17 protein-coding genes are annotated in these 19,443 nt (G+C 65.1%); 10 read left to right on the plus strand and 7 right to left on the minus strand.

From position 1 onward, the window contains the following. Window positions 1–12 precede the first annotated feature (12 nt). The 3 genes from NX773_RS19125 to uvrA form a co-directional block, all read right to left on the minus strand. Window positions 13–951, minus strand: coding sequence for a XamI family restriction endonuclease (locus NX773_RS19125; protein ID WP_258857881.1), 939 nt, complete (start codon window positions 949–951; stop codon window positions 13–15). 9 nt (window positions 952–960) lie between these two features. Next, complete coding sequence (locus NX773_RS19130; RefSeq protein ID WP_258857882.1) at window positions 961–2,598, minus strand: Eco57I restriction-modification methylase domain-containing protein; 1,638 nt, start codon at window positions 2,596–2,598, stop codon at window positions 961–963. 150 nt (window positions 2,599–2,748) lie between these two features. Beyond that, entirely contained in the window at window positions 2,749–5,595 is a 2,847-nt protein-coding gene (gene uvrA, locus NX773_RS19135; RefSeq protein ID WP_258857883.1) for an excinuclease ABC subunit UvrA, read from the minus strand. 381 nt (window positions 5,596–5,976) lie between these two features. On the opposite strand from uvrA, the gene NX773_RS19140 reads away from it, so the two are divergent. The 8 genes from NX773_RS19140 (at window position 5,977) to NX773_RS19175 (ending at window position 13,654) form a co-directional block, all read left to right on the plus strand. Beyond that, on the plus strand, window positions 5,977–8,256 hold the full coding sequence (locus NX773_RS19140) for a hypothetical protein (RefSeq protein ID WP_258857884.1): 2,280 nt from the start codon (window positions 5,977–5,979) through the stop codon (window positions 8,254–8,256). An 8-nt stretch (window positions 8,257–8,264) separates the two neighbouring features. Beyond that, the gene (locus NX773_RS19145) at window positions 8,265–8,972 is read left to right on the plus strand and encodes a class I SAM-dependent methyltransferase (protein ID WP_258857885.1); all 708 of its coding nucleotides are present in this window, start codon (window positions 8,265–8,267) and stop codon (window positions 8,970–8,972) included. 3 nt (window positions 8,973–8,975) lie between these two features. After that, window positions 8,976–9,314 carry a hypothetical protein gene (locus NX773_RS19150; RefSeq protein ID WP_258857886.1) on the plus strand — a complete coding sequence of 113 codons (339 nt, stop codon included), beginning with the start codon at window positions 8,976–8,978 and terminating at the stop codon, window positions 9,312–9,314. A gap of 13 nt (window positions 9,315–9,327) precedes the next feature. After that, entirely contained in the window at window positions 9,328–10,341 is a 1,014-nt protein-coding gene (locus tag NX773_RS19155; protein WP_258857887.1) for a glycosyltransferase family 2 protein, read from the plus strand. A 135-nt stretch (window positions 10,342–10,476) separates the two neighbouring features. After that, the gene (gene ssb / locus NX773_RS19160; protein ID WP_258824243.1) at window positions 10,477–10,977 is read left to right on the plus strand and encodes a single-stranded DNA-binding protein; all 501 of its coding nucleotides are present in this window, start codon (window positions 10,477–10,479) and stop codon (window positions 10,975–10,977) included. A 218-nt stretch (window positions 10,978–11,195) separates the two neighbouring features. Beyond that, window positions 11,196–11,699, plus strand: a complete 504-nt coding sequence (locus tag NX773_RS19165) for an ester cyclase (protein WP_258857888.1) — start codon at window positions 11,196–11,198, stop codon at window positions 11,697–11,699. A 78-nt stretch (window positions 11,700–11,777) separates the two neighbouring features. Next, window positions 11,778–12,911 carry a sensor histidine kinase gene (locus NX773_RS19170; protein WP_258857889.1) on the plus strand — a complete coding sequence of 378 codons (1,134 nt, stop codon included), beginning with the start codon at window positions 11,778–11,780 and terminating at the stop codon, window positions 12,909–12,911. Further along, window positions 12,893–13,654, plus strand: coding sequence for a LytR/AlgR family response regulator transcription factor (locus NX773_RS19175; RefSeq protein WP_258857890.1), 762 nt, complete (start codon window positions 12,893–12,895; stop codon window positions 13,652–13,654). Before NX773_RS19170 ends, NX773_RS19175 begins: the two co-directional genes overlap by 19 nt. Window positions 13,655–13,696: 42 nt before the next feature. Here NX773_RS19175 and NX773_RS19180 read toward each other — a convergent pair whose 3' ends face one another. The 4 genes from NX773_RS19180 to NX773_RS19195 are packed head-to-tail and all read right to left on the minus strand — an operon-like array spanning window position 13,697 to window position 17,758. After that, the gene (locus NX773_RS19180; RefSeq protein ID WP_258857891.1) at window positions 13,697–14,884 is read right to left on the minus strand and encodes a hypothetical protein; all 1,188 of its coding nucleotides are present in this window, start codon (window positions 14,882–14,884) and stop codon (window positions 13,697–13,699) included. After that, the gene (locus tag NX773_RS19185) at window positions 14,881–15,642 is read right to left on the minus strand and encodes an outer membrane lipoprotein-sorting protein (RefSeq protein ID WP_258857892.1); all 762 of its coding nucleotides are present in this window, start codon (window positions 15,640–15,642) and stop codon (window positions 14,881–14,883) included. The genes NX773_RS19180 and NX773_RS19185 overlap by 4 nt, the downstream gene beginning before the upstream one ends. A gap of 11 nt (window positions 15,643–15,653) precedes the next feature. After that, window positions 15,654–17,042, minus strand: a complete 1,389-nt coding sequence (locus tag NX773_RS19190; RefSeq protein ID WP_258857893.1) for an ABC transporter permease — start codon at window positions 17,040–17,042, stop codon at window positions 15,654–15,656. Further along, on the minus strand, window positions 17,039–17,758 hold the full coding sequence (locus tag NX773_RS19195; RefSeq protein WP_307728693.1) for an ABC transporter ATP-binding protein: 720 nt from the start codon (window positions 17,756–17,758) through the stop codon (window positions 17,039–17,041). Before NX773_RS19195 ends, NX773_RS19190 begins: the two co-directional genes overlap by 4 nt. Window positions 17,759–17,868: 110 nt before the next feature. Here NX773_RS19195 and NX773_RS19200 point away from each other — a divergent pair, with 110 nt between their 5' ends. Continuing rightward, complete coding sequence (locus tag NX773_RS19200) at window positions 17,869–18,786, plus strand: helix-turn-helix domain-containing protein (protein WP_258857895.1); 918 nt, start codon at window positions 17,869–17,871, stop codon at window positions 18,784–18,786. A 56-nt stretch (window positions 18,787–18,842) separates the two neighbouring features. Next, window positions 18,843–19,436, plus strand: coding sequence for a hypothetical protein (locus NX773_RS19205; RefSeq protein WP_258857896.1), 594 nt, complete (start codon window positions 18,843–18,845; stop codon window positions 19,434–19,436). Window positions 19,437–19,443 lie beyond the last annotated feature (7 nt).

The raw sequence follows: 19,443 nt of genomic DNA on the forward strand, positions 1-19,443 counted from the left end.
CGGGCTGCCGGCTCAGGAGTTTTCTTTGGTGATGAACTCGCGCAGGTCCTCGAGCCTGTGCGCCCAGAAAATCAGCAGTGGCGTTTCCTGGGCATTGCTCACATAACGCGGGTTGAATACGCCCCGCAGCACCGCCCCGGTCATGACCTGGTTGCCGAACTGGCTGCGCCAATTTTCGGCATCCTTCACCACTTCCTTGTTCAAACGCTTGCGGCTGTTGATCCCCGAGTTGGAGCTCTTACATTCGAGCACCAGGCGTTTTCGATTTCTCAGGCCAATGACGCAATCGCCGTTGTCGTGGCCCAGCGTGGCATTGGTCATGTAAAAGCCAGCTTGCGGCAGGTCTTCGGCAGATTCGATCGGCTCGCGCGGCGTTGGAACCCGCTGGTAGTCCAGCGCCTTGAGCAAGTCCTCAACCGCGCTTTCGAGATCCTTCTTTTCCTCGCTGCGCCGATTGGCCTGGACGCGTTGCGCGGTCATCGCAACGGCGGTCGCGATCACCGCTGTCCTTCGCTGTTCCGGCGTCGCTGTCTGGTTCTCGAGAATCCAGGAGAACCGCTTGGGGTCCAGGGTCTGGTGGAGCAGGAATTGCAGTTGTTCGGCCAGTTCGCGACTGCCGCGGATGGCTTTTCGCGAGACGCGCCCGGACAACAAGGTCCTCAGGTCGTCCTCCGAGACCGGCGGCGCGGTCAGATAGCGCAGCGCCGTGAACAACATGGGATTGCCAACAATGGAGCCAAGCAGCTCCTGGTCAACGGGACGACGGAGCAGTTCGGGTAGCCGGTCAATCAGCGACGCGGCGGCCGTTTCCGCGCTGGTGAATTCGGAGACGTAGTCCTCGAGCGATTCGTCCAGCCGCCGAATACGGAAGAGGCGCGTCGCTTCGGTGCAATCCGCCAGAATGTCTTCGTCGCTCCAGATGCGACCGTTCCTCGATAGTTGAATCACCACGGGCGTCGCTCACTTCCCGAAAAATTCTGCGTTCGGAATCCGGAGCCGCATGATCTCCGATGGCTCGAACTTGGTCAGTCCGCCGGCGTAGACGCGCCCGGATTCCTTGTTGACATTCTTGTTGAGCCAATCGACCAATGCTGCCAAATGTTCCTCGGTAAGGGGAGCCTTCGGGTATAAGCCATGGGCCACATTGATCAAGCGAGCGCCGGCGGAATTGATGGCAAATACGGGCGGTCTCCTGCCCATGTAGGTGACCACAATACTGGGCGCCACCGCCTGCATGTTCACGCGCCACCATGGGCTGCGGTGTTCGGCGATATAACCCTTGTCTGCCTGTTGCGAACGCGCCCAGCGCAGGAACTCTTTGACCGGACCCAATTCACCGGACGGGAGCTCATCGAGCGAAGCGGGCAAATCCACCACCCGCCGCAGCGAGCCCAAATCGTCGATGCGGTGATCGGTGGCGCCCACAATATCGGCCGCATCGGTGATGGACGGGACCAGGAATTTTTCCGGCAGCCCGAACCGGTTCTCCTTCGTGACCCAGACCTTGTTCTTGCCGGTCACCTGGCCACGGCGCACCTTGAAAAAGTCACCCAGTTCTGGCCAGTCAGCCTTCACGGTGCGTGGCGTGGTGCGAATGAAACCGGACCACTTGTTTTCGCCTCTCGCCTCGCTCTTCGGTGTACGCCTGCCTGCGCCGAGGAGCGCCAGTTCTTCAATACGCTCGATTGCCTTGAATTCGATGTCGTCGCTGTCCGAGCCAGGCGCAAAGCAGGTGATGCATGCCGAAACCAGTGCATCGTCGAAGACGCGTACCGTGGGCGAGACGACAAAAACAGCTTTGCCGCCCAGGCCGTTCGTCAACAAATCACGCATCGACTGACCGTAGTTCACATCGAGCCATTCCGAGGCCGTGATGAACACGCCCAGATCGCCCGGGCGCGCCAGGTCGAGCACTTTTAAAAAGAAATGCAGGTGGAGTCCCGCAAGCTTGCTCGCCGCGTGGCCGAGCGATTTCAGGCGGTCGCTATACCAGTTCTTCCAATCGGCGGCGATGTCATGGTGGCGCACGTAAGGCGGGTTGCCGATGAAAACGGTTCTGCCATCGATTTCCGGGAGCTCGAGCGCGCGAAAGTCCTGGATGCGAATCTCGATGCGATCCTGCAGTCCCAGGACGCAGGCATTGGCCCGCAATAGAAGAGCAACCGCGGGGTCAAGTTCGACCGCTACCCCGCGCGCGTTGGGATGGCGCCGCAACCCCGCAATCACATAGCGCCCGGTTCCCGCACCCGGATCGACGATGCGGCAGATGTCCCCTTGCGATTCGGCCCATTGAAACATGCCGGTGACCGCGGCGACAGGAGTGAAGGTCTGACCACTGCTGCGTCTTGACTCAGGCGACAGGATATGGGAATAGGCCGAGCCCAGCGGGTCCGTGCCGCTTTCGATCGCCTTTCGAACGGATGCGACCAGTTCGGGTGGCACCTCGCTCCGGTGTTCGTCCACCACGGCGGTTTCCTGCGCCGTCAAACGGTCGCCACCGGTAAGCGCAAACGCAACGGAAATCAGGCTCCTGATGTTCAGCAGGTCGCCAAGATCCAGGTGCCCCGGAGCACTGTCATTGCCGCGTTTGTTGTTCATATCGACGAGTGTTTCCAGCCGCTTAGTGGAAAGCAGCCGGCGCAGCCCCATGGCACCGGCATTCAGGCGGAGGCACGCGCATTATACTGTAATTTTGTACAGTAATAATGCGCAGCCCCGTTGCGTTAGCGCATCATAATTTCGAAACGCTTAACGAAGCAACGGCTTGAGGTATTTGCCCGTCACGCTGGCCTTGTTGGCGGCCACGTCCTCCGGCGTCCCGGAAGCGACGATGGTGCCGCCGCCCGCGCCGCCTTCCGGCCCCAGGTCCACGATCCAGTCCGCGGTTTTGATCACGTCGAGGTTGTGCTCGATGATGACCAAGGTGTTGCCCTGGTCGCGCAGGCGATGGATCACCTTGAGCAGCAGGTCAATGTCGGCGAAGTGCAGGCCGGTGGTCGGCTCGTCCAGGATGTACAGGGTGCGGCCGGTGTCGCGCTTGGACAGTTCCAGCGACAGCTTCACGCGCTGCGCCTCGCCGCCGGACAGCGTGGTCGCGCTCTGACCCAGCTTGATGTAGCCAAGGCCCACGTCCAGCAGCGTGTGCAGCTTCCTCGCGATGACCGGCACCGGCTTGAAGAACTCGTGCGCGTCCTCCACCGTCATGTCCAGCACTTCGGTGATGTTCTTGCCCTTGTACTGGACCTCGAGTGTCTCGCGGTTGTAGCGCTTGCCGTGGCAGACGTCGCACGGCACGTACACGTCCGGCAGGAAGTGCATCTCGACCTTGATCACGCCGTCGCCCTGGCAGGCCTCGCAGCGTCCGCCTTTCACGTTGAACGAGAAGCGGCCCGCCGTGTAGCCGCGTTCCTTCGCGGTCGGCACGGTGGCGAACAGGTCGCGGATCGGCGTGAAGACGCCGGTGTAGGTGGCCGGGTTCGAGCGCGGTGTGCGCCCGATCGGCGCCTGGTCCACCGAGATCACCTTGTCGAAGTGCTCAAGGCCGTGGATCGCGTCGTGCGGCGCCGGTTCCGCCTGCGAGCCGTACAGGTGGCGCGACAGCGCCGGGTACAGCGTGTCGTTCACCAGCGTCGATTTGCCCGAGCCGGACACGCCGGTCACGCAGGTGAGCAGGCCCACCGGCAGCGTGAGCGACACGTTCTTCAGGTTGTTGCCGGTCGCGCCGGTGATCACCAGCTGGCGGTTCGGGTCGGCCTTGGTGCGCTTCTTCGGCACCTCGATCTTGCGCGCGCCCGACAGGTAAGCCGCAGTCAGCGACTTCTTGTTCTTCATGATCTCCTTGAGCGAACCCTCGGCGATCACCTCGCCGCCGTGCACACCCGCGCCCGGACCCATGTCCACGATGTAGTCGGCGGTGCGGATCGCGTCCTCGTCGTGCTCCACCACCAGCACGCTGTTGCCGATGTCGCGCAGGTGCTTGAGGGTGGCGATCAGGCGGTCGTTGTCGCGCTGGTGCAGGCCGATGGACGGCTCGTCCAGCACATACATCACGCCGGTCAGGCCGGAACCGATCTGCGAGGCCAAGCGGATGCGCTGCGCCTCGCCGCCCGAGAGCGTGTCGGCGCTGCGGTCCAGCGACAGGTAGTCCAGGCCCACGTTATTGAGGAACTTCAGGCGCGAGACGATCTCCTTGATCACGCGCTCGGCGATGTCCTTCTTCGCGCCCGTCAGGTTCAGCTTGTCGAAGTACTCGAGGCAGTCGCGCAGCGGCTTGTCCGAAACCTCGTAGATCGCGCGCTGCTGCTCGCCGGCGCCGATCTTCACGTAGCGCGCTTCGGTACGCAGGCGCGCGCCGCCGCACGACGGGCATTCCTTTTCGTTGATGTACTTGGCCAGCTCTTCCTTCACCGCCATCGAGTCGGTCTCGCGGTAGCGGCGCTGCAGGTTGTTGACCACGCCCTCGAAGGTGTGCTCGCGTATCACGGTGCGGCCACGCTCGTTCACGTAGGCGAACGGGATCGCGGTCTTCCCGGAGCCGAACATGATCACGTCCTGCGCCTGCTTGGGCAACTGCTCGAACGGCTTGTCGATGTCGAAGCCGTAGTGCGCCGCCAGGCTTTGCAGCATCTGGAAGTAGAACTGGTTGCGCCGGTCCCAGCCCTTCACCGCACCGGAGGCGAGCGACAGGTTGGGGAAGGCGACGATGCGCTTGGGGTCGAAGAACTCGATGTGGCCCAGGCCATCGCATTCCTGGCAGGCGCCCATCGGGTTATTGAAGGAGAACAGGCGCGGCTCCAGTTCCTGCAGCGAGTAGCCGCAGACGTTGCACGCGAATTTGTTCGAGAAGATGTGTTCCTTGGCGCTGTCCATCTCGAGCGCGATCGCGCGCCCGTCGGCCAGCCGCAGGGCGGTCTCGAAGCTCTCGGCCAGGCGCTGCTTGATTTCCGGGTTCACCTTCACGCGGTCGATCACCACGTCGATGGTGTGCTTCTCGGTCTTCTTCAGCTTGGGCAGGTCGTCCACTTCGTAGATGCGCGCGTCGTTCACGCCGCTCTGGATGCGAAAGCGGACGAAACCCTGCGCCTGCATGTCCATGAACAGGTCGCTGTGCTCGCCCTTGCGGTTGGCCACCACCGGCGCCAGGATCATCAGCTTGGTCCCTTCCGGCATCGCCAGCACCGCGTCCACCATCTGCGAGACGGTCTGCGCGGCCAGCGGCTCTTCCGGGTGGTCCGGGCAGTAGGGCGTGCCCACGCGCGCGTACAACAGGCGCAGGTAGTCGTGGATCTCGGTGACCGTGCCCACCGTCGAGCGCGGGTTGTGGCTGGTGGCCTTCTGCTCGATCGAGATCGCGGGCGACAGGCCCTCGATCAGGTCCACGTCCGGCTTTTCCATCAGTTGCAGGAACTGGCGCGCGTAGGCGGACAGCGACTCGACGTAGCGGCGCTGGCCTTCGGCGTACAGCGTGTCGAACGCGAGCGAGGACTTGCCCGAGCCGGACAGGCCGGTGATCACGATCAGCTTGTTACGCGGCAGATCGAGGTTGATGTTCTTGAGGTTGTGCGTGCGTGCGCCGCGGATGCGAATTTCTTCCATTAATCTTCTTAGCTGGCTTGCAAATTAATGTGGGGCCGGCGCACGCAAGGCAAACGGTGAGCGGGCCAACGGGGAGAACCCATAACTATAGCTGGTTTTTTTCTCGCCCGTAATTTGCGGTCCCGGTCGGAAGGCCAGCGATTGCAGCCCTGCAATGCACTCTTGCAAACACGGCGATGGGCCGGGGGCAGGGATGGCTGCAGATGGTGCGCTTCAAGTGTTTTCCAATGACAAACCCACCAGAACGCGAAAATAAACTTGCTCGTGGGCGCGGCTGAAACAGGGCCCCCCGCTCGGTTGATGCATCTCCAACTCTGCCTTTTTTGCTTGCGTATCATGCGACCCCAGCCGATGCATGTTTGTCCACGTCCGGAGCTCGCATTGCGCGCTACCGGCCACTGCATCAATTCGCCCACGAGGGATTGCCGTGTCGTCTTGTGTCGTGCCAAGCCATCCATGAACCGCCGCCTTCCCACTGCAAGCAAAGCGCTCCTGTACGTCGCCCAGGCAGCAGTTGTCGCCGCCATTGCGTACAACGTGCTGCATCTGCGCTCGTACGACCTGCGGGTCCCGTTCGAATACCAGGGCGACTCGATGGTCATTCTCATGTACATCAAGGGCATGCTGCTCAATGGGTGGACGTTCATCATTCCACAGCTGTCCGCGCCCTTCGAGCTGAACGCGGCCGCCTTCCCGATCATGACCAATGCCGACTGGCTCATCATGAAGGCGATCTCGCTCTTCACCTCCGAGCCGGGGCTGGTTCTCAACGGTTTCTGGCTGCTCACGCTGGCCCTGTCCGCTGCCAGCTCGACGCTCGCGCTGCGGCTGCTGGGCCTGGGCCGCGTGTATGCCTTTGCCGCCGGCATCCTGTACGCGTTCCTGCCATTCGCGTTGCTGCGCAACGTCGCGCACGTCAACCTGGTGTATTACCTCGTTCCCTTCCTTGCGCTGCTCGCTGTGCACATTGCAGGCGGGCTGGCGAGCGAGAACGACAAACTGATCAGGCGCGTCGCGTATGGCGCCTGCATTGCGCAGGGGTTCGATTATGTCTACTACAGTTTCTTCGCGGTGCTGCTCTTTGCATTTGCGGGCCTGGTGGGATACGTGGGCACGCGCTCGCGGCGCGTCCTCGCCGTCGCCGCCACTGCGATGGCACTGGTGATTGGCGCCACGTCGATCAACCTGTCTCCAAGCCTGTACAGTTGGTACAGCGCAGGCAAGCCGCCCGAAATGAACTACAAGAAGCCGGCCGAGGCCGAGATCTACGGCGCCAAGATTCGCAGGATGATCGTGCCGAATCCGCACAACCCGGTGCGCTTTTTGGCGCAGTGGGCGCGCCGGGACCAGGCCAGCACCTTCCCCAATGAAAACGAGAACACTATGGCGCGCCTGGGCCTGGCCGCCTCGGCCGGCTTCGTCCTGCTGCTGCTGGTTTCGCTGCGCCTGCTGCGCCTGCCGAATGACGAATCCGGTGCGATGCTGGCAAGCCTGGCGCCATTGTCCCTGTTCACCCTGCTGTTCGTCACCGCAGGGGGCGCCGGCGCGGTGTTCAACCTGTTCTTTTTTTCCGACATCCGGGCGTACAACCGCTTCTCGGTCTTCCTGGCATTCTTCGCGCTCGCCGGCCTTGGCTTCGTGTTGCGGGCATGGCCGCGTGGCCGCTTGGGCAAGAGGATCGCCTACCCCTGTGTCGCCGTATTCGGTGTGCTCGGCTTGTACGATCAACTGCTGGACTGCAACCTGCCCGAGCGCGCAGTGGCGGATACCAACCAGTACCGGGCCGACCGCGATATTGCCGCCCACCTGCAGGCGCTTTACCCGGCAGGCGCCAGTATTCTCCAGCTGCCACTCACCGGCTTTCCTCCAGGGTACCTGCAGGACCGCATGCTGTCGTACGACCACCTGCGCCCGTTCTTGTGGAGCGGGGAAAACATGCGATGGAGCTGGCCCTCGTTCTCGCAGCGCCACCGCGCCTGGCAGGATCGGCTTGCCGGCACCGCGCCGCCAGCCATGTTGGACGCGGCGGTATATTCGAACTTCGATGCCATCCTGGTCGACCGGTACGCCTACAAGGACGATGCAAGGCAACTGGTGTCGGCGCTGGAAGCGGCTGGCGCGGTCCGGAAATTCGACCATTCCCGGTACGTGGTGCTTGACCTGGGCACGGCAGGCGACCGGCTGCTGGCCAAGGTGGGGGCGCCCGAGTTTGCGCGACAACGAGCCCAGTGGTTGAACCCGGCCATCCGCGTTGCCTGGGGGCCGGGCTTCTACGACGCGGAGACGAGTGCGCAGGGCGTTCACTTCCGATGGTCGTCGCGCCGCAGCAGCCTTACGCTGGTGAATGAATCGCCGCTCACGAAGAAAATCCGGGTCGATTTCGACGTCGCCTCGCAAGCTGCGGGCACGGTCCAGGTTGAAAGTGGAACGCGACGTTGGCACATCGATTCGCGTAGCGAGCCCAGCCATGCCTCGCTCGAGTTGTCCATTCCGCCCGCCGCGCAGCACACCCTGTCATTCCAGGGCGAGGTGGCGCGTGTGGTGGCGCCGGGCGACCCGCGCGAGCTCTACTTCAATGTCGAGAATTTCGGCTACGCCGAGCTCGCGGAGGAGGCGCCCGACAAGGCCGTTGTTGCCGACACCCGGGGGCGGCAGCAATGAGACGCGAGGTGACGACCCGCATCCGCTTTGTGCTGGATGAGCTGGTTCCCCCGCTCGTCCGCGACAGTCGCTGGTTCATGTGGCCGTTCTTCGTGCTCGCCTACGGAACGCTCTCGGTCAGGCATTTCATGGATTTCAAATCCATGGCCTATTCCATGACGGCAGAGGAATACCGTCGCTTTTACGCTTCGCTGGGCAAATCGATCTCGCGACGTCGCAACACCGACCTGAACGAAGCGTCCGTCAGGTTCATTCTCGACAAGCTGCCTGCGGACCCGGACGCGAGCTTGCTCGATGTCGGCGCCGGCAATGGCTATCTGCTGGGCCGTCTGGCGCAAGCCCGTCCGTGGCGCCGTATCGCGGGTGCGGATGTCGTCGTCAACAAAGACGCGGCCGGGCGCTTCCAGATTTATCCGGGAATGCTGCCCGCGCTGCCGTTTGCGGAAAACGAGTTCGATGTCGTCACCTGCACGCATGTCATCGAACACCTGCTCGATGTCGAGGCGTCGGTGAAGGAATTGTTGCGCATAACGAAGCGCCGTCTGTTCGTCGTCGTGCCGCGCCAGCGCTACTTCTACTACACGCTGGACGAGCACCTGAACTTCTATCCGCATATCGAGCCGCTGCTCAGGTTGTTCCAACCCTACCCCGTCACCTGCACAGTGCAAGATGGCGACTGGGCGCTGGCAATCGATGTTGCCGGTGATGCGGACTGACGCGTGCGCAACATGCTTCCCCTGGTCCTTGTGGCGTGCGCGCTCGCTACCGTGCTGACGATGTCGCATGCACTCCTGCGTGCCTCGTCCAGCCACCCGCCGTTCGAGCTGGGGTGGATGCTGCGGGTGGGCACGGCGCTGCTGCTGTATGCCGCCGTTTTTTTTGCCTACTCCATCATCCTCAAATACTTTGCGCTGTCGGTGCTGTATCCGACTTACACATCGTTGTCGATACTCGGGGTCTTCCTCGTCGGCGTGCTCTACTTTGGCGAGCAATTCACCATGACCAAACTGGCCGGCATGGTTGCGATCATCCTTGGCGTGGGCCTGATGGCCTCGTGAAGCGGAAGGTGCCATGAACAAGACAATTTCGGTGATTGTCCCCTGCTTTAACGAGAGCGGCAGCCTGAGCCATTTCGTCGATCGGTTCCGCCCGCTGCTGCCCAGGCACCCCGGCTATACGTTCGAAGTCGTCTTTGTCAACGACGGAAGCGCGGACGACACCTTTTCCCGCATCCGCGCGCTGGCCGCAGCCGAGAGCTGGGTCAAGGGCATCAACCTGACCAGAAACTTCGGCAAGGAAGCGGCGCTGACTGCCGGGCTCGATTACGCGCACAGTGACGCGGTCGTGTTCATGGATGCCGACCTGCAGCATCCCCCCGAGGTCGTCAGCGACTTCATCGCCCGGTGGGAACAGGGCCATGAGGTCGTGGTCGGGCGCCGGGTGTCGCGCGACACCGATACGCGCGCCTACCGATTGCTTGCCAATGTCTTCTACCGCATCAGCAACCGCATTTCGGACGTCAAGCTGTCGGAACATGAAGGCGACTTCCGGCTGATCGACCGAAAGGTGGCGGACAAGCTGCGCCAGCTGAGGGAAAACCGCCGTTTCATGAAGGGCCTGTTCGCCTGGGTGGGGTACGAACCCGTGTTCGTGGAATATGAAGTCGGGCGGCGTATCAACGGGGTATCGTCCTTCAACACATGGCGCTCGTGGAATTTTGCGCTCGAGGGGATCACCAGTTTCAGTACCGTGCCGCTGCGGATCTGGAGCTACCTGGGCGGTCTGGTGCTGCTCATCGGCCTTGGGTATTTGCTCGCGATTGTTCTCCAGGCGATTCTGTACGGCGTCGTTACGCCCGGCTACGTGACCCTGCTGGCGGCGGTCGTGGGATTCAGCGGGGTGCTGATGATCGGGATCGGCATTCTGGGCGAATACATCGGCCGGATCTACATGGAAGTGAAACAGCGCCCGACCTACCTGGTGAAGGAAATGGTCAGCAATCCGCTGGAAACGGCGCAGGCGGCGCAGCCCGCGCAGCCGGAAAGCAGATCCGCGGCCGCCTGGGGTGCGCCGGCGGACGGATGAGGGTAGAATGCGCGCGCAAAAAGTACTGGCGGCTGGCGGCAGAGCAGGCATAATAGCGAGTCGCAGCGAACACACAACCACCCTGATGCTTAGTCAAGTGCAGAGTCAGGGTTTACTTACTGAAGGAGACAAGCAATGGCATCCGTGAACAAGGTCATTATCGTCGGCAACCTGGGCCGCGACCCCGAAATCCGCTACATGCCGAGCGGCGACGCGATCGCCAACATCGCGGTAGCAACCTCGTACCGCTCGAAGGACCGCAACACCGGCGAGCAGAAAGAGCTGACCGAATGGCACCGCATCTCCTTCTTCGGCCGCCTGGCCGAGATCGTGGGCCAGTACCTGAAAAAAGGCTCGTCGGTCTACGTCGAGGGCCGCCTGCAGACCCGCAAATACACTGACAAGGACGGCATCGAGCGCTACGCGACCGACATCATCGCCGAGAACATGCAAATGCTGGGCGGCCGCCAGGGCATGGGCGGCGGCGCCGACATGGGCATGGACGACGGCGGCTACGACGCCCCGCCGCAGCGCCAGCCGCAGCGCCAGGCTCCGCCGGCCCCGGCTCCGGCAGCCCGCCCGGCACCGCGCCCGGCACCGAACTTCTCGGACATGGACGACGACATTCCGTTCTAAAACCTGCCCTGCAGTATGTTGATAGAAGCGCGCGTACCCTCATGGGACGCGCGCTTTTTTCATGCATTTGTTGGGAAGGCCGCCCCATCGACTGGTTGTCCTCGCCGGTCGTCACCGTTTGTCCACCGCTTGTCACAAAGCTGCCGATCGGGCCGCGGGCCGCCGCTACGATGGCGTCACGGGTGCACGTCGTACCCGCCTGACCATGGAGACTCATAATGCATAACCAGATCTCGCCCTTTCTGCGCCTCGGCGCTCTCGTGATCGCGATGTGCGGCACCAGTGCCGCGCTTGCCGGCCCTCAGGAGGAACTGAACAAATCTGTGGCCCGCCGCGTCTTCGAGGAAGGTCTGAGCCAGGGTATCTTCACTGTGCCGTACACCAACGACTTCGTCGGCCATGCCGGCAACGGCACCTTCACGCGCGCCAATGGCCTGGCCGAGGCCAAGGGCTGGCGTCAGGCTTTCCCTGACCTGAAGATGAACGTCGACCTGATCGTCGCCGAGAACGACCTGGTCGCCGTGCGCTGGACCGCGCGCGGCACCAATACCGGCAGCGGCAACGGCCTGCCGGCCACCGGTAAGTCCGTCACTGCAACCGGGCAGGCGACGTTTCGCTTCGTGGACGGCAAGATTGCCGAGGAGTGGGCGTCCGGCGACACGGTCGGCATCATGAAGCAGCTGGGCCTCTGGCCGGCGAGTGCGCAGGCCCCCCGCCGGTAAGCCGCAGCGTTGCAAAAATGTAATGCGTAGCGTGCCGCGCCATGGCAAGATCGGAAGCCTGAACGCGCCCCGTGTAACATGAACCGGACCATTGCTCACCTGAACGCCGCCACCGTGCCGACCGAACGCCTCGCTTGCGCCCGCCGCCCCATCCTTTTGACGGTGGCCGGATGGATCTTGTGCGCCGCAGTGTTCGCGACCCAATCGCACTTCGCTGCAGCGGTGCGCGGCCAATCCGTGCCGTGGGGGGCCGCTTTCGCCGCATGGTTGGTCTGGGCGAGCGGCTGGGCACTGCTGACGCTGCCGATCCTGCGCCTGGCCAAGCGCGTGCCCTTCGAGCGGCGCGCGTTCTGGCGCGTGGTGGCCGTTCACGTGCCGGGCAGCGTCGTTGCGGTGCTGTTCAACCTAGCGCTGTACGCCGCCGCCGCGCCGCTGGTCGGTGCGCCGGGGGTTGGCCCCGACTGGAGCGCGAACTTTTCCCGCCTGTTCGTCATGACCTTCCTGCCCAACCTCGCCGTGTACTGGGCGCTGGTGGGCGCCGTCCAGTTCCTGCGCCTGCGGCACAACATCCACGAGCGCGAGCGGCGCCACCTGCGGCTGGAAGCGCAGCTGGCGGAAGCGCAGCTGCTGGCGCTGAAGTCGCAGTTGCAGCCGCACTTCCTGTTCAACACGCTCAATTCGATCGCGGTGCTGATCGGCGACGATCCCGCAGCGGCCAGGTACATGCTGCAGCTGCTGTGCGGCCTGCTGCGCAAGGTGCTGGACAACGACGGCAGCCGCGAGGTCACGCTGCGCGAGGAACTCGACTTCATCGCCAGCTACCTGGCGATCGAACAGATCCGCTTCGCCGACCGCCTGAGCTACCACGTCGATGCCGGGCCGGACGTGATGCAGGCGCGCGTGCCCAGCCTGGTACTGCAGCCGCTGGTGGAAAACGCCATCCGCCACGGCGTGGCCCGCCGCGCGCGGCCGGGCCGCATCGTCATCAGCGCGCGCGCCGACAATGGCATGCTGCGCCTGGCGGTCACCGACAACGGTGCCGGCCTTGGCCGGGATGTGAAATGGGGCATCGGCTTGTCCAACACCCGCGCGCGCCTGCAGCAGATGTTCGGCGCCCGCCACGCCTTCGATATCGGCGAGAACCCTGGCGGCGGCACCGCCGTGTCGCTGGCGATTCCCCTGCAGGAGGGCCCATGCGCATCCGTACATTGATCGTCGACGACGAGGCATTGGCGCGGCGCGGTATCCGGCAGCATCTTGCCTTTGAGCCCGACGTCGAGGTGGTTGGCGAGTGCGCTGACGGACAAGCGGCGATCGACGCGATCGCGGCCTTGCAGCCCGACCTGGTGTTCCTCGACATCTCGATGCCGGAGGCCGACGGCTTCGACGTCGTGGCGGCGGTCGGCGCCGACTGCATGCCGGCCACCATCTTTGTCACTGCCTATGACCAGTACGCAGTGCGCGCGTTCGAGATCCACGCGCTCGACTACTTGCTCAAACCGGTTGAGCCGGAACGCCTCCGGACGGCGCTGGCCAGGGCGCGGGCGCGGCTGGCCGCCAGGCCGGGCGATCTCGCCGTGCGCGTGGCTGCATTACTCGGCGAACTCGGCAGCGGCCCGGCGCGGCGCCATGTGCGCCGCCTGCCGATCAAGAAGAACGGGCGCGTGCTGCTGGTCGATGTCGAGGACGTCCTGCGCTTCGAGGCCACGGGTAACTACATCGAAGTGCACACGCGCGAGCGAATGCATCTGCTGCGCGAGACGCTGACCGGGCTGGAAGCGCGACTGGAACCGGACGCTTTCGTGCGCGTGTCGCGCTCCTGCATCGTCAATGTGCGCCACATCCGCGAACTGCAGCCGCACTTCAGCGGCGATTTCGTCGTCGTGCTCGCGGACGACAGCGAGGTTCAGGGCAGCCGCCGCTACCGGGCTGGCCTTGAGGCGCTGTTCGGCTGACCTGGCCGGGGCAGCCTGCGGCGAGGACGCCGTGGCGGCCGCTCAGAAGTAACTGCGCACCGTCACCTGCCAGCCGTTCGACGCGGACAGCGCCCCGTAATTGCTCAGCGCCTCGCCACGATGCCGCTGCCACTGTAGCGCGTAGTCGAAGCGTCCGGCATGGTAGCGTCCCTCCAGCCAAAGGCGGCGGCTGGCGTCGATGAGATCGGCGTTGAGCATGGCCGACAGGTCGAGCCGGGGAATGAACGCATCTTGCCAGCGCGCGTGGAAGAACAGTTCGCGCCGGGTTGGCAGCACCTGCAGCGTCTGCGCCTGCCTGCGGTACAGCCCGTACAGCGGCAATGGTCCGCGCCTGACCTGGTCCCAGGTCGCGTCGTCCGCACCCCGGCCGTCGTGGTGATACTCCGCGGTGAGCGACAGCCGGTTCGGCGCCGTGTAGGTGAGGCCGGCCGAGACCTGGTTGCGCCACGACTGCGCCAGCGGCACGATGCCGGCTGTTGCCGCCAGTTGTGACGCGCTGCGTCCGCCCGACCACTCGACGTAGGCGACCGTCGCGTCACCCAGCAGGCTCGTGACATTCAAGCCGAACTGCGCCGGCTGCGACCCCTCGCGGTAAGCCAGCACCTGCGGCGCGAGCGGGCCGATCTTCTGGCTCGCCGCAAGCAGCAGGCGTGCCGGATGCGCCAGCCCCACGCCATCCTGCGCCGGTGCCCACACCGCCGTGAACGAACCGCTGTCCCACACCTTCTGCCCGCGCAGCATCGTGCTGCCCTGGCGGTTCTCCTTCAGGCTGGCCGGGTCGATCGACACCACCGAGCGCACCGCCGCGCGGCCAAAATAGTCTGTGGGGTTGTAGCCGAGCGCGACGCCGTTGCGCAGGTTGATGCGCCCGGCGTCCAGCATCGTGCCTGCATCCGGTCGCCAGCTGGCGAAGGCATCTTTGAGCGTGTTGATGCCGTGGCGGCCCGGCCAGTTGAAGTCGAGCCGGTCGGCCAGCGAAACGGACCATTGTGCAGATACGGCGTGCTCGTACTGCAGGTCGAGCGACAGGCGCCGGCTGGCGCCGCTGCCCGCACCCACCTCGACGAAGCTGCGCCAGTCGCTGGCGGCTGGCGTCACCACCGGCGCCTGGTCCGCCAATGCGAGCGCGGCGGCGTCAAGGTCCTGGGCCGCTGCCGCCAGTGGCGCCAGCACGCAGCCGGCAAGCAGGGCGTGGCGCAGCGCCCTCATTCTGGTTTAAAGCGCGGCAGGTAGTCGCGCTGGAGCCAGGCTTCGGGCACGTCGCGCTTGACCCAGTCCGAAAAGCGCAGCACGGTTACCCAGTCCGGCTCGAGCCCGTCGATGATCACGGTCTCGGTCGGGCGCTCGGTGCCGAACACCTTCTGGTAGCGCCGGTAGTAGGCGCTCTTGAGCAGCTTGCCGCTCTCGGCGTAAAAGCGGGCCTTGACCGGCCGTGCGCTGCCCTTCTCGACCCACATCTCGATCTGGTGGTACGAAGCGTCCGGCGTGGACGGCGCAAGATTGAGCCGGTAGCAGCTGCGCTTGACACGTTCGCCATCCAGCGTCTCTTCCTCGGCCGCTTCGGTGGCGCGGTAGTCGCGCGCGAAGTTGGTGGTCACCACGTCGCCGTTGGAGGCCTGCCCGAGCAGCCTTTGCTGCGGCGAGAGGCGGATGCTGGCCTTGCTGGCCGGGTCGAAGAACCACAGGTCGCGGCCGTTGTAGAGAATGAGCTTGTTGGCGTCGCGCGCCGGCGCGGTGTAGCGCACCAGGCTGCGGAACTGCCCGCCGTTCGGGTCGGACTTCGAGTAGATCGCCAGCACGCTGGTGTCCGTCTGCTTGCCCTGCCGGTACTCGACCAGCGTGTTGGTCAGCCCGAACGGGAAGTCCGGGTTGCGCACCGCGTCGCTGGCAGCCAGGATCTCCTGCGGATTGGGCGCGGCGTGGGCCACGCTGGCCGCTGCCAGCAGGGCTGCAAGAAGTCGTTTCATGGTCGTTCCTTTCATGCGTGGCGCAGGGCGTCGACGATGGCCAGCCGGGCCGCGCGCCGCGCCGGCCACCACGCCGACAGCAAGGTCACCGCCAGCATCCCGGCCACGCTGCCGGCCAGCATGCGCGGGTTCTGCCCGATGAGCACCTGCACCAGGTAGGCGTAAGAATAGCCCGGCGGCGTCCAGGTCCAGCCACTGTGGTTGATGGCCTGCGCAACCACCAGGGCGCATGCCACGCCGGCTACCGCGCCGGCCGCGCCCAGCACCACCGCCTCGCACAGGAACAGCTTGCGAATGTCCGAGCGGCGCAAGCCCATCGCGCGCAGCGTGCCGATTTCGGCGGTGCGCTCCACCACGGCGGTGCTCATCGTGTTCCCGATCGTGAACAGCACGATCACGCCGATCAGCAGCGCGATGAACCCGAACATCGAATCCATGAATTCGTTGGTCTGGCCATAGGTGGGGTTGAGCGTGCCGAAGTCGAGTACTTCCAGGTCCTGTGCGCGCAGTTCGGAAGAGAGCAGCGCGGCCAGGCGCTGCCGCGCCGCCTCCAGCTGCGCGGTGTGCTTCAGCTGCACGATGATCGCGGTCACCTGCGGCGCTTCGCTGCCGAATACCAGCCGCTGGGCCTGCGCCAGGTGCATCGCCATGTACACGTCGTCCAGCGCCTTGATGCCCATGTTGTTGGCCTTGATGACGTCCAGGCTGGCCACGTTCGGCGCGCCATGCGCGGTGGCGGCCAGCATCTCGATGCGGTTGGCGCTTGCGCCTTGGGCTGCGGGCTGGTCCAGCGATGCCAGCGCGGCGATATCCGACGGGAGGGCCGCGGCGTGCGCGGCCACGGGGACCGCGCCTGGAGCGCAGCCGGCTTCGTCCAGCAGGGAGCACAGCTTGAGCTTGCGCGCCACGCCGGTGCCCACCACCACCGCGTCCGGGGCGGCGCCGGCCAGCGGCAGCGGCTGTGCGTAGCTGACCAGCTGGTAGTCGTTCCACTCCAGCATACGGTTGCGGTCCTCGGCGACCAGCCCGGTGGCCATCACCGAACGTGAGGCCCCGGTGGCGAACACGCCGGCGATGCCGCCCAATTGCAGCGTGGGCGTCACCACGGCCAGCATCGGGGCCAGCTGCGGGTCCTGGCGGATCTTGTCGATCAGGCGCTGGTAGCCGGCGATGGCGTAGGCGGTCGGGTTGTCGCCGCCATCGACGAAATAGCCCTTGCGCTGGATTTGCAGGTGGCCGCTGTACTGGACGAAGCCGGTCTGGGTGCCGTACTTGATGCTGGAGCTGTAGCCGCCGAACAGCAGGATCGCCACCAGCCCGACCACCATCGCCAGCAACGTGGTGAACGAACGGCGCCGGTTGCGCAGCAGGTTGCGCAGTGCGAGCGAGAAGGTGTTCATGCGTTGGCTCCTTGCGTGGCGACGATGCGGCCGTCGCGCATCAGGATCAGGTCGTCGGCCTGCGCGTGCAGTTGCGGGTCGTGCGACGAGAACACGAAGGACACGCCGCGCTCGCGCTGCATGGTGCGCATCAGCGCGATGATCTCGGCGCCGGTGTGGCTGTCCAGGTTGGCGGTGGGCTCGTCGGCCAGCACGAGCGCCGGGCCGGTGGCGAGCGCGCGCGCGATCGCCACGCGCTGGCGCTGGCCGCCGGACAGCTGCCCCGGGCGGTTGCGCGCGCGGTCCGACAGGCCGACCGCATCGAGCAGTTCACGCACACGCTCGCGGCGCCGCGCGGCCGGCACCCTGGCCAGCACGAGCGGATATTCGATGTTCTCGTACGCGCTCAAGACCGGCAGCAGGTTAAAGCTCTGGAAGATGAAGCCGATGTGGCGGGCGCGAAAGTCCGACAGCTCGTCGTCGCGCATTGCGTTCACGTGCCGGCCCGCGACCACGATCTCGCCGCGGTCGGGCGCGTCGATGCAGCCGATGAGGTTGAGCAGGGTGGTCTTGCCGCTGCCGGATGGTCCCGACAGCACGGTGAACGCCCCCTGGCGGATGTCGACGCTGATGTCGGACAGGGCCGGCACCTCGACCGAATCGAGGCGGTAAGTCTTTCCAACGTTTCGCAAACTGACCGGATGCACTGCGATCTCCTGAAATCTGAACCCAGCCATCGTAACGATGCGATTGTGGCAAGTCTTGAACTTTTGCGACATTTACTTTTTAGCAAATGTCGTTCCGGATTGCTTATACTGGGCGGATGCACAAGGTCGATGAATCCTCGTTGGGCTTCGCTGCGCCGGCACTGTCCGCCGCGCGTTGCGAGATGTGGTTGCCGCGCGCCTCGCTGTCCACGCTGGTGCGCGCGGTGATGAGCCGCGACACGCGCGCCGTGGCGCTGGCGAGCGAACAGCGCTACAACCATTTGCCGGCCACGCCGCTGTGTTCGATCATCTGGTATCTCACGGGCGAGGCCGAACTGCTCGCGCCCGGCTATCCCGCCGCTGCCGCCAGTCCGCGCGAGCCGCTGCCCGGCAGGGTCATATTCTGCGGCCCGTTCAGCCGACCGACCGTCAGCTGGAACCCCGGGCCGATGCACGTGATGGTGCTGCTGCTGCAGGCGGACGCGCTGGCGCACCTGCTCGGGATCGATCCCGGCGATTACGTCAACCGGATCGTCCCGGCCGCCGAGGTGTTCGATGGCGAATGGTTGGCGATGTGCGCGGCGGTGCAGGCGGCGCCGGACGACGATGCGCGGGTGGCGCTGATCGAGCAGTTCCTCGACCCGCTGTGGCAGCGGCGCCGGCCCGAGAGCTGGCTGCCGGCGCGCGCATATGCCGACTGGACGCGCAACCTGATGATGCGGGCCGCGAACTCCGGGCTGGGACGCAGCCTGCGCCAGGTCGAGCGCCGCATCAAGCACTGGGCCGGCCTGCCGCTGCGCGAGCTGCACGGGATCAGCCGCGCCGAGCGCGTGTTCTTCGATGCGGTGGTGGCCGAACGCTCGGGGCGGCCCAACTGGAGCGAGCTGGCCGACGGCGCCGGCTATTCGGACCAGTCGCACCTGTGCCGCCAGACGGTGCGCATCACCGGCTTTCCGCCCGAGGAGCTGCGCCGCCGCACCTTCGAGGACGAGGGATTCTGGGCCTACCGGCTGTGGGGCATGAGCGAACAGCCCTTGCGCACGACCGACACCGAATGAGCCACCGCGGGTGCGGGGCAATACAGGCTGTTGACCACTGATGAAAGGAGAATCACATGCTTCGTGCGCTTGCGTTGACGCTTCTGGTGTTCCCCTTGTTCCTGGCGCTGCCCGCGCGTGCGGCCAGCCATCCGACCCCGCTGGTTGACGGCGACTGTTCCGAGTACGCGCGCCTGCCCGCGCAGGCGATCGACGCCGGCAGCGGCGTGACGCTGTACGTATACCAAGACGAGCATCACGTCTGGTTGTGCTACACCTACCCGCCCGGCAGCATGGGGCAGCTCGACATGCAGGTCAGTACCGGCAAGCTGGCCGCGCCGCTGAACCTGCACGTCTCGGCCCAGTTGGGCGAGTGGCCCGTGGGGCGCGACGACCTGACGCCGCACTCGCCGGAGAGCGACCTGTGGTGGAACTTCTCGGGCTGGACCGCCAATATCATCTGGCTGAACGGGATGGACAGGAGCGGCCCGCAGCCGCGCTACCGCTGGAAGAACGCGGCAGGCCGCGAACTCCAGCTGGCCAAGCAGCGCTTCGGGCACGGCGAGTGGAAGCTGGCGCTGACGATCCACGACATCAAGGCCGCGGACGGCAAGTCGCGCGAGGTGAGGTTCCCGGCCGACGGCTCGTTCTATACGCTCAAGGCACTGTAGCGGCAGG

Origin of the sequence: Massilia solisilvae (assembly GCF_024753215.1) — a bacterium.
GTDB lineage: Bacteria > Pseudomonadota > Gammaproteobacteria > Burkholderiales > Burkholderiaceae_D > Telluria > Telluria solisilvae.